Below are 13,894 nucleotides of genomic sequence, written 5' to 3'. Positions count from 1 at the left end.
ATCCTCCTTTATTTTATTATAGTCTTTTATTTATACTTCTCAATAATAATAAAAACGTTTACTTAACTATTCATTGCCTTCGTGGTATAGTAAGTTTAGTAATCATACTAGGGGGGATTTTTAAATGATGAAAGCTATTGAGTTTGTAAGAGATGGATTTGTTTTACGTGGGACTGAACACCTTCCTAATCAAATAAGTTCTTCTATTCCAGCTATAATTTTATTTCATGGTTTCACAGCTAATCGTTGTGAATTTGGATTTAGCTTCGTAAGATTGGCTAAACGATTAGAGACTGCTGGTATTGCAGTTTATCGCTTTGATTTTATGGGAAGTGGTGAAAGCGACGGTGATTTCTCAGATATGTCTGTAAGTACCGAACTTGAAGATGCCCATGCTATTTTAAATTATGTTCGCTCACTTGAGTATATTGACTCAAAGCGTATTGGTGTTCTTGGAATGAGTATGGGTGGCTGCGTTGCTAGTCTATTAGCAGGACTTCGTCCACATGATATTCAGTCACTTTGCTTATGGGCACCCGCTGGTTTTATTCCTGACATGGCTAGAAATGGATTTTTACTTGGAAAACAAATAACGGAAGAGATAAAGGAATCTGGTTATCTTCCATGGGGAACTCTACAAGTCGGTATGAAATTCTTCACTCAAGATATTAACTTACACGTTTATGAAACGGCACAGAAATTTGAAGGATCTGTTTTATTAGTTCATGGGGATAAAGATTTAACTGTTCCAATCGAGACTTCTTATGAATATTTGAAATACTACAATAATCGAGCACAACTCATTACAATCACCGGTGCAAGTCATGGATTTGAGACTCTTAATTACTTAGCATTATTATTTGAGTCAACAGAATCATTTTTTAAATCGCAATTACTTTAGGCAGGGAGTTTCCTGCTTTTTTGGTGCTTAAAATAGTTATCATATCAAAAATTTAGCTTACATAAAAATTAATGAAAGGGTGTGTTAACTATTGAATTTTCAGTTTATCATAGAGTATATTTATCAACTTTTTTTATTAAGTCCTTACTTATTTACCTCAGTAGTTTTAGTTCGATGTGTATATTTTTCTTGTCGCAATAATGAATCACACGAATTAGATTTATCTAAAAGTTTATGGGGAATTCTTATTATCACCCTTTTAACCTTGATGGAGTTCTTTATTCCTGGTATTTGGGACCTAAAAATCTCACACAATGTAATAACCCTCTTTTTAACAATTGATTTAGTATTAATCTGTCTTGTCACTATATTCCATAACAGTAGCGAAAGCAAAAAGAAACTAGTTTATTTACTTTCTATTCCTGCTCTACTAACCTGTTTAATCCTATTGAATATTATTGCTTTTTAGACAAAAAAAGAGTGTTAGTACCCCTACTAACACTCTTTTTTTGCTCTTATCTGTCCCACTAGTTAAGAGAAATAAATAAACGACTAATTGAATAACATAACACTAACCCAAAAACTTACCCCTAAGTTTCTTTAATAAATAAAAAACCTCTAATTAATTTACTCATCACTTCATCTCACAAGCTCTATTATACTTAGTTTCCCACAAATTTTGAATTTAAAAAATGTCACAGATTTTTGTCGAAATCTGTGACATTTTCCATCATAGAGATTTTATTAATGAAGTATACTGTAACACTTTATCTGGTTTAATTAAACTCTCGTTAATAATTGTTTTATAAAGTTGTTTTTCCATCAACAATAAAGTTGAGGGAATAGCTAATGCTTGTTTGATTAACTCTTTTACTTCTTCAAATAAAGATTTAATTGAATCAAAATCCTTTAAATCAAGATACATTTGAAGTCCCCATGTAATAAAATCCTCTTTTTGGTCCATATGAGCACTTGTAAAAATATCTCTTTTAATTTCATTAAAAATTGATTTAGCTTCTTCATAAAATCCATTATTGTATTCTAAATAGGCTAGATTATGATAAGCATGTCCTAAAATTGGAGGACAAAATGGATTTTCAATGAACTCTAATAATATTTTTTTGGCCTCTTCATCCTTATTTTGTTTTTGTAAAATCATCCCTTTTAATAAATATGATGAACCTTTTGCCATTATATCTTCATTCTGATTCATTATTTCATCAATATAAATTAAGCTTTGTTCACAATCTCCATCATATAAATAACTAGTAGACATATCATATAAATTTTTATATTTAAGACTTCCTGTCTCTTCTGATAAGAAATAACTAGCTATCTTATATTGTGCAATGGCATCTTTATACTGCCCCAGCTGATTAAAGTTTACTCCAACCAAATTATAATATTTAGCTGGGTTGATATCCGTTTGATTACAATATGAAATAGCCTTTAAAAAGTATTCATTTGATCTCTGATGATCACGAGTAGTGTAATAATGAATTGCTATTTTCTCATTCAAATTAATAAGTGGTTGAAATAATTCATATTTTGTCGCAACTTCATTAAATATCTCATAATCACTTAGACCGTACTCTAACGTGCAATGTTCCTCTAACCAAATTTCTGCTTGTTGTTCTGGTGTTAAACAAAATTGTTCATACGTATAATTCTCTTTAAACAATCCATTTGTTAATTGATCTAATGCATCATACATGAGTTGTTTCATTTCTTCATTTAAAGATCTTTTATTTGTTTCTAACATACTAATATAGTTACGTGAAAATCCAAACGATTCAAAGGCAACTTGTTTTAATCCATACTGTTTACGTACTTGACGAATTTTTTCTCCAATTGTTAAAAACATAACGTATCCTCCGAACCTTATTTACAAATGATTACCTTATATTTTAACGTATAACTAACTCTTTGTATAAAAAAATATCTAAAAGTATGCTATTTTTTGGCTAAATTAACTAATCTCAAAAGCTCTTGTTTATCAATTTCACCAAATGGAGATTTGTTTATTCTAACTGCTGTTCCAAAGTGGAAGTCTGTAGCCCCTGTCTCTGTTTTTATCAAATTGAAATTATCAAGAGTTAGTCCTCCTCCTAATAAAACGTTAATGTGTCCTGACTTGGCAATCATTTGTTTAATCACATCGCCATTCTTCGTAATATGATTCAGTCCCCCTGCCGTTAAAATATTTGTAATCTGTGGATATTTAGATAATGTCTGAACACTTTCAAGTACATTTGTTTCATCTATGGCTTTATGAAACGTAACTTCTAATCCATTACAAACATTTAAAAGTTGTTTAAGTTGTTGTTCCTCAATCTGATTTTGACCATCTAATAGTCCAAGAACAATCCCATTTGCGCCCAATGATTTAATGATTTCGATATCCCGAATCATTAAATCTACTTCCTCATTACTATAATTAAAACTTTTAGCATGATGCCTAACCATGACATTGACTGGAATTTTCACACTTTTCACAACACTCTCAATAATAGCGTAGCTTGGCGTCAATCCCCCTTCTGTTAAGGCACTAACTAGTTCAATTCGATCAGCTCCACATTCTTCAATTGTTTTTGCATCTTCTAATGTCATTGCAATAATTTCTAGCATAAATATCCTCCCTTACATGTTCCGCTCACCTATATTCTCTCATAAATTATATTAAAAGGGGGCATATAGATGAATGAAGCTACATCTGATTATATTTGGATTAATGATGAATTAAATAATTTTAATCAAATTATTCCTAGACGATACACATTAGTACATGATCCTAATATCTCAGACTTATTTCTTTGTATCAACCATGAATTCATGTATCAACATTTAATTTCTAGTGAATTTAAATTATTAGGTGAATGGACAACTTATGATGAAAAAAAATATCTGTATTATATTTATATCGATGTTGATTTCATTCATCCAACTAAAAATTTAAACCCTATTGATGCTTTAATTGCGGAGCTTCCTCGTTTAATCAAAGCTATCAAATACGGAGATTGTTCTTTTTTTTCTCAACATGAGCAGTTATTAGATTCATCCATTTATCTTTTTCTTCATTCTAAAGATCCTACTCTTGATTGTATAAAATACGTCGGGTTATTTTCTGATTATATATAAAAAAGGAGTCCGATATTCGACTCCTTTTTTTGATATTAAACTAATGCTTTCATTGCATCTGCAACGAATTCTACATTTGTTCCAACAATGATTTGAACATTTGTTTTACTTAATCTAACAACTCCGCGTGCTCCAATTGCTTTTAATGCTTTATCCTGTACTAATGTAGCATCTTTTACTTCTAGACGAAGGCGTGTTGCACAGTTATCGATTTTAACTAAGTTTTGACTTCCACCTAAACCTTCAATGTATTTTTTAGCAAGTTCATTATAATCTCCTGAAATTACTGTATTTTCAGTGAACTCCTCGTCGTCTTCTTCACGACCTGGTGTTGGTAAGTTTAATTTTGTAATTAAGAAGTAGAATACTACAAAGTATAAAACTGCCATTCCTAATCCAACTAATAAGATTAATAGTGGTTTAGTTGCAAAATTAAAGTTAATTGCATAATCAATAAATCCTGCTGAGAATGTAAATCCATGTAAGATTCCTAATGAATCAACAATAAATCCTGAAATTGCAGAAAGTACTGCATGCACGACTAATAAAACTGGTGATAAGAAAATAAATAAAAATTCTAGTGGCTCTGTTACCCCTGTTAAGAAAGCTGTTAAAGCAAGTGATAGTAACATTCCTCCCACTGCTTTACGTTTTTCTTTTTTAGCTGCAAAGTAGATTGCAAGTGCTAAAGCAGGTAAACCAAACATCATAACTGGGAAGAATCCTGCCATAAAATGACCAGCCGTTGGATCTCCTTCAAAGAAGCGGTTTAAGTCACCTGTTACTCCATTGTATTCCCCTAATTGGAACCAGAAGAATGAGTTTAATACATGGTGTAATCCCATTGGAATTAATAAACGATTAAAGAACATGAATCCTGCAACACCAAAGGCTCCCATTCCGGCAATTCCAACTGAAGCATCCGATAAAGCATTTTGAATCGTTGGCCAAATCATTGCTAATGGAATTGCAACAACAAATGAAATTAAACCAGCCATAATTGGAACTGAACGTCGTCCCCCAAAAAACGCTAAGAATTCTGGTAACTTAGTATTACGGAATCGGTTATAACATAATCCTGCAATAACCCCAGCTAAGATACCACCTAAGAATGAAATATCTAATGTTTCAGCCACTGCCTCTGCATAGTTATTTGTCCAATATGTTGCTGTTACATTTGTTAACGTTAAGTAAGTAATGACCCCTGCAAGTCCAGCTGCACCATTTTGATCATCTGATAAACCTACGGCAACCCCTACTGCAAATAATAGTGGTAAATTATTAAATAATGCAGACCCAGCTGCTGCAAAATACGGTAGAACATTTTCAACAAACGCTCCTGATCCTAATGCTTCAATAACGTCTGGTTGTCCAAGACGTAACATTAATCCTGCAATTGGTAAACAGGCGATCGGTAGCATCAGTGATTTTCCAATGCGTTGTAAAAACTTAATCATATTACTTCCCCCTACACTTTATTAAGATATCGATAAAAATAATAAGCTCTATCCATAGATCATTATTTTTATGCAAAATATTTGTCCATCAACTGGTTATGATAAAATGCCTTTTCTAAGTGGTCTATACCAATTGTGCATCTATAGTTTAAATGAAATCGTTTTCTATTTCAAGTGTTTTTTATAAAAAAAGAGAAAAAAATGATATTTTATATAATTTAATAGAAAAAAAGAGAGTATTTCGTTGTTGAAATACTCCCTTTTTTATTAACATCGTTTATAGTCCTCTTCAGAAAGTAAACTCGCCGCCTCAGCATCTAAAATTAAAACAATATCACTGTGGAATTGTAAAATAGAAGCTGGAACTTCCGGACGTACTTTTCCATGCACTGTATCATAGATTGCTTTGGCCTTACCTGCTCCTGAAGCCAGTAACATAATTTTTCGGCTTTTAAAAATTGATCCTGTTCCCATTGTAATAGCTTGCTTTGGTACCTCTTCTAAACTATTAAAGAATCTAGCATTTGCTTCTCTTGTTGATTCATCTAATTCTACCACATGAGTTCCTTTTTCAAATAGAATCGTTGGCTCATTAAATCCAATATGAGCATTGTTTCCAATTCCAAGAACCTGAATATCAATTCCTTCAGAGTTTGCAATAGCTGCATCATAATTTGCACATTCCGCTTCAATATCTGAAGCCATCCCATTTGGAATATGAATATTTTCCTTTAAAATATTCACATGCTTAAATAGATGTTCATTCATAAAATAATGATAGCTTTGATCATTGCTTTCAGGAAGTCCATAATATTCATCTAAGTTAAAAGTTTGGACTTCTGAAAAATCTAATACACCACTTTGATACATTTTAACCAAATTTCCATACATCCCAATTGGCGTACTTCCTGTTGCTAACCCTAAAACAGAATTTGGTTTTAATGTAATTTGACTTAAAATCATTTGTGCTGCTTTTTTGCTCATTTCATCATAATTTTCACATACTAAAATTCTCATCATTAACACCCCTCTACGCTAAATGATTAAAAATAATACGACCTTCTGAAATTGCTAAGTGACAGTTCATTTCCTCATCAAAGATTGAGATATCCGCATCTTTTCCCACATGTAAACTTCCTTTATAATCATCAATTCCAATTGATGTGGCTGGATTTAAAGAAGCCATATGAATTGCCTCATTAATCGTAGCATTCGTATTTTGTAAGAAGTTATAAACTGCCTTATTCAATGTTAAAACACTACCTGCCAAGCTTCCACTTTCAAGTCGTGCCGCTCCATCTTTAACATACACATCTTGTCCACCAAGGTCATATTTTCCGTCTTTCATACAACCTGCTCTCATACTGTCCGTAATTAAAACAACTTTATGTTTACCTTTATTATCTAAAACAAACTGGAATAAGCTTTTATTAATATGAATCTTGTCAGCAATCATTTCGCAATAACAATCGCTTGTTAAAGCTGCTCCGACAACTCCTGGCTCACGATGATTGAGTGGTGTCATGGCATTAAATAAATGTGTCACATGAGATACTCCATAATCTATAGCTTCCATCGCCTGATCATAAGTTGCATTTGTATGACCAATCGATAACGTAATATCAGTTTTGTCTTTTACTTCCTTTGTAAATGAATAATCATCGTCCATCTCCGGAGCGTATGAAACTAATTTAATAACATCCGTATAATCCTCAATAAATTTATAACTTGGCTTTACAATATATTGTTCCGGTTGAGCCCCCTTATAAATGGCATTAATAAATGGACCTTCCATATGGGCTCCCATAACTTTTGCTCCATCAAATTCTTTACTCATACATTCACGAACCACTTTTAATGCTCCATAAATATCCTCAGGGCTCATCGTCATTGTTGTCGGTAAAAAAGATGTCACACCATTCTTAACAATCCCTTCACTAATCGTTTGAATAGCCTCTACACTTTGATCCATCGTATCAGCTCCACAACTTCCATGAACATGAACATCAATAAGTCCCGGTGCAACATAATTCCCTCTTGCATCAATCACCTCATGATTAGCAGGAACTTCATCACTAATTTCGACAATTTGTTTATTAAAAACTAAAACTTTATTTTCAAGAACTTTATCTGGCATAATAATCTTTCCGTTTACTATTGAGTACATACTCCACCTCTTTTATTAATTTTCATTCAATACAACTTCAAACTCATGTTTATCCGTTAGGAAAATAGACGATGTATACTCCATCACTTCCTCAAACTCTGTATAAACAACACGGTCAATTTTAAGTGCTAAAGTATTAATTTCACACTGTAATAAACCGGCTTGCTCTTTAGTAATCATAACAGGCGTAATCACTTGCTCCGCCCTTACAATCTTATGCTGATACCTTTCCTTATATAGTTGATATAATGAGTTTTCTTTTATTAAGTTTTCTGTTAAATCCGGACACATATCTTGATTAATATATACAGTCTCAAGAATGAATGGATCGTTGTCGATTGAACGGAGACGTTTAATCTTATAAACTAACGAATCTAAGTTTAATAAATTTAACTTCTCTCTTACATTTTTAGAATAAGTATCTAGATTAAACACAAGCAATTCATTTTCAACTTGATATCCTCGTTTAGTCATGATTTCTGTAAAACCTTCTAACTTTTGATATCGATGTTTTTTCTTTTTATATGCTACAAATGTTCCTTTACCTTGATGACGATTTAAAAGTCCTTCATTGACTAAACTTAAAATCGCTTTGTTAACAGTCATTCTACTAATTTCTTGATGCTTACAAATGTCTCGTTCAGACATTAAAAAACTTCCCTCTTTTAATTCTTCTGTTTCAATCATCTCTTTAATAATAGAAGAGAGCTGAATATGAAGTGGAACTTTTGAGTTCTTATCCACTTTCTTCACTATTTATCCGCCTCTTTCAGTGTTTACTTATATGACAATTTAAAATGGTATATACCAATTTCATCATACTTCTATTTTAATTGAAATCGTTTTCTAAATCAAGGGGTTTAAAAATGATTCTAAAAATATCATATAAAATCAAGATTATCCTAATCCGCTTCTCTCATTTTAATTATATATAGTTTCTATAATGAATTCTTGTCATATCAAAGCTACCTTCCTATTTATATTCATTGCTGCTAGAATCCCCTACTTTTACACCAAGATATATGATTTAGATGGAATCAATGATGGGGGCTATGAAACAGAATAAAACGCAAGACGGAATCACGTCTTGCGTTTTATTTTTTTACATCTAAAATTTGATTTCCTTCTAAATGACCATAATATTGAAAATTCGTGTTTAAATTTTCAAGTAATGTGACTTCTTTTCCATCGGCTAATCGTCGTACTAAGTTTAATTTATCTTTCCCTACAAATTGTAGAAACACTAACTCATTATTTTCAATTTCTTGTGGATAAAAATCAAAAGTTTTTTTACTTTGGGTTAGTTGTGTTGATTTCTTAGTGGTTAAATCATAGACATAAAGATGATTACTGCCAAGTTCAAATGGTTTATATTCTTTCGGTGCTTCTAATCCCGCTGAATAATATAACTTAGAACCATCAAATGAAAATATAGGACTCATGGCTGTCATTTCATTTGATAATATTGGAATCATTTCTTGACTTTTAACCTTAAAAAAATAGAGATGCTTATTCTCATTCATAACTCGGCCTTCACCTTCTATAAGGGCGACCACATCATTGGATATCGGATTAATCGCTAAATTGTCGAGATAAACTAGCATTGTAATCTGATTAAATTTTATAAATGTATCATTAGACGTATCATACATCCCTAAATTAACACCATCTGCTGTGATTGATCCTGAATTTGGCTTACACCAAATATAGATCAACTTTCCATCTGAAGAGAGTTTTGCAATTGAAGGGTTAAAACCAATCGATGTTTTCGTCACAGGTTCATAACCAATTAAAATTGATTCATCAAGACTCTTTGAATCATATTCTACAATCCCAATCGGCCAATTATAATCAGGCACAATAGCATATTTCTTCGCAAATAGGACGCCCTGATTATTCATCTTCAATTCATCGTATACATACCCTGCTCTTTCAAGAAAGAGTGAAAATTCATGAGTCTCTAGATTAAATTGATACACATTCCCTTCATTCTTTGAGAAGATTAACTGATTTTCATGCCAGATATAATCTTTAACACCCTCCACTTTAATTAACATTTCTTCATTATTAACAAGTGACGATATATATAAATTGGATTTTTCATCTTGATAGGCAACATACGATTTACTTTCTGATATAAGAGGTTTAAGAAATTTATCCCCTTGATTCAAGATAGTAGTCTTATTGTTTTCTAAATTAATCATGACGACTTGATTCTCAGTCATCGCAACAACCGCTGACTGGGCCAACACTGAGTAAGATTGAATCATTACCATCAAAAATAGTAGGATGATTTTCTTCATAATCATTTCCTTATTATTCTAATGATGCAGAAATTGTAACTAATACCTGACTTTCTAGCGTTGCTAAAACATCATGTTCAATACGAGCATCAAACTCTAAAAAGTCACCACTATTCAACTCATAGCTTTCACCATTACTAAAACTCATGCTGATTTCACCTTTAATAACATGAATCGTTGCATATCCGTTATGGCTATGCTTTGGAAGTCCCTTTCCAACTTCAAAATTAAAACAAACCGTACGAAACCTAGGATTGTTTGCAATTAATTGCTTTGCTTCTTTTAACTCATTTAACTTATAAAATTGACTCATAATATGACCTCCATTTCAACTTTATTATGGATATTTAAAATCATACTATGAGTCAATCGCATATAATGTATTATCAAAAAAGCTGAGAGTCCCGGTTATCCAAACGTAAAAGTCTTATTCAATTGTCGCTGACACGGTTTTGTCAGTGTACAATTGAGAGACTTTATAGTCTGGATGGGACTCGAAGCTAGATTAATTCACCCCAGACAAAGTTATTCTATACTTAAAAACCAAGTAAGAATAACTTTGTCTGGATAAGATGGTCTAAACTTCACTTACATTCAGTTAGAGCCATCTAAAAGATTGAAAATCCTGCTTAACTCTCTCAAGTGAAGAAAAGATAGAATTGAAAAATTGACTGCATTCTTTTCGAACTGTAACAAAGAGTTGTGATTTGCGATGAGTAAACTCAGGATAACTGACTACTATGCTTCGATTTACTCAGCAAGTAGATGTAAAAGTTAGATTGAAATCTATATTGGAGGCGATATAATGCGTAATTTTACCCCAGATAAACTGTGGATTAACTATCAATTACGCAATTTAAATCAATTAAATCCTAGACGATACACATTAACGCATTCCGATGAAACAGGCGACCTATTTCTAGTCATTAGCTCTGACTATGCTTACGATAAATTAACTGCTATGCGTGATGAAGTACTTGGAGAATGGACAACAAAAGACTTTCAAAACTATTATTTTTATGTTTATGTTCGATTAGACGGTGAAGACGGGACAAAATCTACCGCACGCCGAAATGAAATATTTATTAAGGAACTACCTACCGCACTCAAAGCTATTAAATATGGAGACCCCTATCTCTTTACCGTTTATCCACAATTCAACTCTGCACCAATATATATCCATTTCCAATCAGACGACCCAAAATATAATCGAATTGAATATTATCAGACATTTAATGAGTATTAAATAACCAAGATAAGAGTTATTCTATATAGAAACAGAAATGTATTTCACTATTATAAATGAGTCTCAGTACTGAAGTCTTTTTGATCCTTAGGCATCACTATAGTCCAGTTAAAAGTTTTCCAAGTGTGAAAAACTTATCTGGACTTATATTAAAAAATCCCTTCTCTATTTTTGAGAAGGGATTTTTTAATATAAGTATTGTAACAAAATTCTAAAGCTTTTAGATCATGCTATTTTTCATCTTTAATTTTCAAGCCAGCTACCATCAAAGAATGATTTGATTCCATCTCCAATTGCTTGAAGTCCGTCTTTAATCATTTCTCCTAATCCTTTAGGTTGCTCCTGTGGTGCCTCTTCAATAACTGGAGGAGTGTTTAACGCATCTTGAATTGTTTGTTTAATATTCAATAACGTTTCATTAGTTGGATCAATTTCTAAGCCTTTCATAATTTCATTCACGGCTTTCTCATAGTCTTCTTGTTCTAGATAATCTAATGCCTTTGCTCCTATTTCTTGTAGTTGCCATCTTTGAATCGATTCTAAATAACGAAGTGCAAAATCGTAATTTGGATCTAATGGTAATACGGCTTCAAATGAAGCTTTAGCATTGTCCCACTCTTTTGCCTCAATCCATGACTTTCCTTCATTATATGCTTGGCGTGAACTATTTAACGATTCTAATTGAGTCATAATGGTATTGACTTCATCTGTTTGAATAACATATAACTTAATTTTTTCAAGTCGACGAACAGCTTCTTTATAAAATAATCCATCTGATTTAAAAGCATCAAAAATTGATTGAGCTTCTTCAATCAGGTATGCATCAAATTCAGTTTTTTGTTCTTTTGAAAGCTTACTTTCAACATTTTCGTAAGCTGTTAAATCATCTGATTGATAGGCTTCTTTTGCAAGTTCAAGTTGATTGGGTCTAAGAATCATCCATGCGATGATCATTGCTAACCCTATTCCTAATATACTCATAACGCTAATTAAAATTCGTCTATTTTTCGTTTCAAAATTTTTAGATTGTGTCACGACATCATTAGATTCATTTAATGGCTTTCCACATCCACTACAATACGTAGCCTGATCTAAGTTCTCGAAATCACAGTGTTTACATTTCAATAGTTATTCCCTCCTAATTCTTCACCTACTATCAATATACCACAAAATAGACCATGTAAAAAGGAGGGGGAATTTTTGTTAAATTTAAAAGGAGGCATGGCCTCCTCACTTATTATTCTGCTAAATAGTCTGAAACTGATTCTGTTTGTTTACTCGATATAAACTCATATAAACCCCCGATAACCAATCCAAGAAGGGCTGGAATTACCCATCCTAATCCTTGTTCATAAAGAGGTAATTTTTTTAATAGCGTCGAAACAAATCCAAACTGTAACCCAACTTGGCCTAAAGCATCTAAAATACTAATTGTGGCGGTGAATAAAATAGTTAAGCTATAGACAGCACGGCTTCCATTGATAACGCGATTGACCATGGCTAAGATGATTAGCATAATGGCAACTGGATAGATAGCATTTAAGATTGGAACTGAGATTCCTAAAATTTGATTTAATCCCATATTCGCTAACACCATGCTCACTAACGATAAAATAGCCGCCCAATGTTGATAAGTTAATTTAGGTGTTAACGTTGCAAAATATTGTCCACAAGATGTAATTAATCCAACACATGTTGTTAAACAAGCTAATGTAAAGACAATGGCTAAAAGAATCGCTCCCGGTTGACCAAAGATATAAGTCATGACATTAGTTAATGTTTGAGCTCCATTTTCAGTCGCTCCGTATAAGCCCCCACTCATCGCACCTAAATGGCCTAGAATTGAATAAATTAAAATTAATAAAATTCCGGCAAAAATTCCTGCTTTAACCGTTGTACTGACAATCGCTTTTTCATCTTCTAGTCCTTTTGACTTAATTGCTAATGCAATCACAATTCCAAAATTTAATGCTGCGATCGTATCCATAGTTAAGTATCCATCTAAAAACCCTTGAACAAACGCAGAACTTTTATAATTACCTGTTGCAACTCCGTAAGTTCCTAGTGGTTTTAAAATAGCCCCTAAAACAATCAAAGAAATTAAGATTAATAAGGTTGGTGTCAAAACTTTCCCCATTCGATCTACTAACTTTGTTGGCGTTAAGGATAACCAATACGCAATAACAAAGAAAACTGCTGTAAATAATAAACGCGCTAATGCAACCGAGAAATACTCTGGTAAATAAGGTGAGACTGCCATTTCAAACGGTAAACTTCCTGCACGTGGAATCCCAAGTCCAGGACCAATTGATAAATAAATTAATACAGTAAAAACTGACGCAAAAACAGGATTCACACGATTTGCTAAATTATATAGCCCCTTAGATTTTGCAACTGCCACAACTCCAAGAACCGGAAATCCTACAGCTGTAATAAAAAAACCAAGCATCGATATCCATGTATTAACCCCCGCTGACTGACCTAAAAACGGTGGAAAAATTAAATTTCCTGCTCCAAAGAATAAAGAAAATAACATCAAACCAACTAACAATAAATCTTTTCTTGATAACTTATTCATTAAATCGTCTCCTTCTTGTGTAGGGAAATCCCCCTTTAATAACATAACTCCATATAAACACTTTCAATTTCTAATATCACCACAAATATCTGACTCCATAAAAA

The 13,894-nt window shown here is 32.5% G+C and carries 13 protein-coding genes; 3 read left to right on the top strand and 10 right to left on the bottom strand.

What is annotated here, in order from left to right; all coding sequences use genetic code 11:
* Positions 1-124: 124 nt before the first annotated feature.
* Complete coding sequence (locus HLK68_RS06365; protein WP_006785666.1) at positions 125-901, top strand: alpha/beta hydrolase; 777 nt, start codon at positions 125-127, stop codon at positions 899-901.
* A 730-nt stretch (positions 902-1,631) separates the two neighbouring features.
* Here the strand turns inward: HLK68_RS06365 and HLK68_RS06360 are convergent.
* Both HLK68_RS06360 and HLK68_RS06355 read right to left on the bottom strand, forming a co-directional pair.
* Positions 1,632-2,765 carry a helix-turn-helix domain-containing protein gene (locus HLK68_RS06360; RefSeq protein ID WP_132942703.1) on the bottom strand — a complete coding sequence of 378 codons (1,134 nt, stop codon included), beginning with the start codon at positions 2,763-2,765 and terminating at the stop codon, positions 1,632-1,634.
* Between the two features lie 89 nt (positions 2,766-2,854).
* Complete coding sequence (locus tag HLK68_RS06355; protein ID WP_006785664.1) at positions 2,855-3,529, bottom strand: copper homeostasis protein CutC; 675 nt, start codon at positions 3,527-3,529, stop codon at positions 2,855-2,857.
* Positions 3,530-3,598: 69 nt separating this feature from the next.
* On the opposite strand from HLK68_RS06355, the gene HLK68_RS06350 reads away from it, so the two are divergent.
* A complete protein-coding gene (locus HLK68_RS06350; RefSeq protein ID WP_006785663.1) occupies positions 3,599-4,039 on the top strand; it encodes a staygreen family protein in 441 nt (146 codons plus the stop codon).
* Positions 4,040-4,074: 35 nt separating this feature from the next.
* On the opposite strand, the gene nagE is transcribed toward HLK68_RS06350, so the two are convergent.
* The 6 genes from nagE to HLK68_RS06320 all read right to left on the bottom strand — a co-directional run bounded on the left by nagE (position 4,075) and on the right by HLK68_RS06320 (position 10,279).
* Positions 4,075-5,496 carry an N-acetylglucosamine-specific PTS transporter subunit IIBC gene (nagE, locus tag HLK68_RS06345; protein ID WP_006785662.1) on the bottom strand — a complete coding sequence of 474 codons (1,422 nt, stop codon included), beginning with the start codon at positions 5,494-5,496 and terminating at the stop codon, positions 4,075-4,077.
* A 267-nt stretch (positions 5,497-5,763) separates the two neighbouring features.
* Positions 5,764-6,513: a glucosamine-6-phosphate deaminase gene (nagB, locus tag HLK68_RS06340; protein WP_039931082.1), complete on the bottom strand. Its 750-nt coding sequence runs from the start codon at positions 6,511-6,513 to the stop codon at positions 5,764-5,766.
* A gap of 13 nt (positions 6,514-6,526) precedes the next feature.
* On the bottom strand, positions 6,527-7,663 hold the full coding sequence (gene nagA, locus HLK68_RS06335) for an N-acetylglucosamine-6-phosphate deacetylase (RefSeq protein ID WP_132942702.1): 1,137 nt from the start codon (positions 7,661-7,663) through the stop codon (positions 6,527-6,529).
* 15 nt (positions 7,664-7,678) lie between these two features.
* Positions 7,679-8,416 carry a GntR family transcriptional regulator gene (locus HLK68_RS06330; protein ID WP_006785659.1) on the bottom strand — a complete coding sequence of 246 codons (738 nt, stop codon included), beginning with the start codon at positions 8,414-8,416 and terminating at the stop codon, positions 7,679-7,681.
* Positions 8,417-8,757: 341 nt separating this feature from the next.
* Positions 8,758-9,966, bottom strand: a complete 1,209-nt coding sequence (locus HLK68_RS06325; RefSeq protein WP_055165691.1) for a TolB-like translocation protein — start codon at positions 9,964-9,966, stop codon at positions 8,758-8,760.
* A 13-nt stretch (positions 9,967-9,979) separates the two neighbouring features.
* Positions 9,980-10,279: a cupin domain-containing protein gene (locus HLK68_RS06320; RefSeq protein WP_006785657.1), complete on the bottom strand. Its 300-nt coding sequence runs from the start codon at positions 10,277-10,279 to the stop codon at positions 9,980-9,982.
* A gap of 492 nt (positions 10,280-10,771) precedes the next feature.
* Between HLK68_RS06320 and HLK68_RS06315 the strand changes: the two genes are divergently transcribed.
* Entirely contained in the window at positions 10,772-11,212 is a 441-nt protein-coding gene (locus HLK68_RS06315; RefSeq protein WP_006785656.1) for a staygreen family protein, read from the top strand.
* Between the two features lie 243 nt (positions 11,213-11,455).
* Here HLK68_RS06315 and HLK68_RS06310 read toward each other — a convergent pair whose 3' ends face one another.
* Both HLK68_RS06310 and brnQ read right to left on the bottom strand, forming a co-directional pair.
* Positions 11,456-12,337, bottom strand: a complete 882-nt coding sequence (locus HLK68_RS06310; RefSeq protein ID WP_055165694.1) for a zinc ribbon domain-containing protein — start codon at positions 12,335-12,337, stop codon at positions 11,456-11,458.
* Positions 12,338-12,449: 112 nt separating this feature from the next.
* Entirely contained in the window at positions 12,450-13,790 is a 1,341-nt protein-coding gene (brnQ, locus tag HLK68_RS06305) for a branched-chain amino acid transport system II carrier protein (RefSeq protein WP_040763839.1), read from the bottom strand.
* Positions 13,791-13,894: the final 104 nt, after the last annotated feature.

The organism is Turicibacter sanguinis, assembly GCF_013046825.1.
GTDB classification, from domain to species: domain Bacteria; phylum Bacillota_I; class Bacilli_A; order MOL361; family Turicibacteraceae; genus Turicibacter; species Turicibacter sanguinis.
The sequence above is the reverse complement of the archived record's forward strand: the minus strand, read 5'-3'. Positions and strand labels throughout refer to the sequence as shown.

Excerpts from the sequence above, each read along its gene's own strand:
- HLK68_RS06360 (WP_132942703.1), bottom strand. The coding sequence starts at position 2,765 with ATGTTTTTAACAATTGGAGAAAAAATTCGTCAAGTACGTAAACAGTAT.
- HLK68_RS06355 (WP_006785664.1), bottom strand. The coding sequence starts at position 3,529 with ATGCTAGAAATTATTGCAATGACATTAGAAGATGCAAAAACAATTGAA.
- HLK68_RS06350 (WP_006785663.1), top strand. The coding sequence starts at position 3,599 with ATGAATGAAGCTACATCTGATTATATTTGGATTAATGATGAATTAAAT.
- HLK68_RS06320 (WP_006785657.1), bottom strand. The coding sequence starts at position 10,279 with ATGAGTCAATTTTATAAGTTAAATGAGTTAAAAGAAGCAAAGCAATTA.
- brnQ (WP_040763839.1), bottom strand. The coding sequence starts at position 13,790 with ATGAATAAGTTATCAAGAAAAGATTTATTGTTAGTTGGTTTGATGTTA.
- nagA (WP_132942702.1), bottom strand. The coding sequence starts at position 7,663 with ATGTACTCAATAGTAAACGGAAAGATTATTATGCCAGATAAAGTTCTT.
- HLK68_RS06325 (WP_055165691.1), bottom strand. The coding sequence starts at position 9,966 with ATGAAGAAAATCATCCTACTATTTTTGATGGTAATGATTCAATCTTAC.
- nagB (WP_039931082.1), bottom strand. The coding sequence starts at position 6,513 with ATGAGAATTTTAGTATGTGAAAATTATGATGAAATGAGCAAAAAAGCA.
- nagE (WP_006785662.1), bottom strand. The coding sequence starts at position 5,496 with ATGATTAAGTTTTTACAACGCATTGGAAAATCACTGATGCTACCGATC.
- HLK68_RS06365 (WP_006785666.1), top strand. The coding sequence starts at position 125 with ATGATGAAAGCTATTGAGTTTGTAAGAGATGGATTTGTTTTACGTGGG.
- HLK68_RS06315 (WP_006785656.1), top strand. The coding sequence starts at position 10,772 with ATGCGTAATTTTACCCCAGATAAACTGTGGATTAACTATCAATTACGC.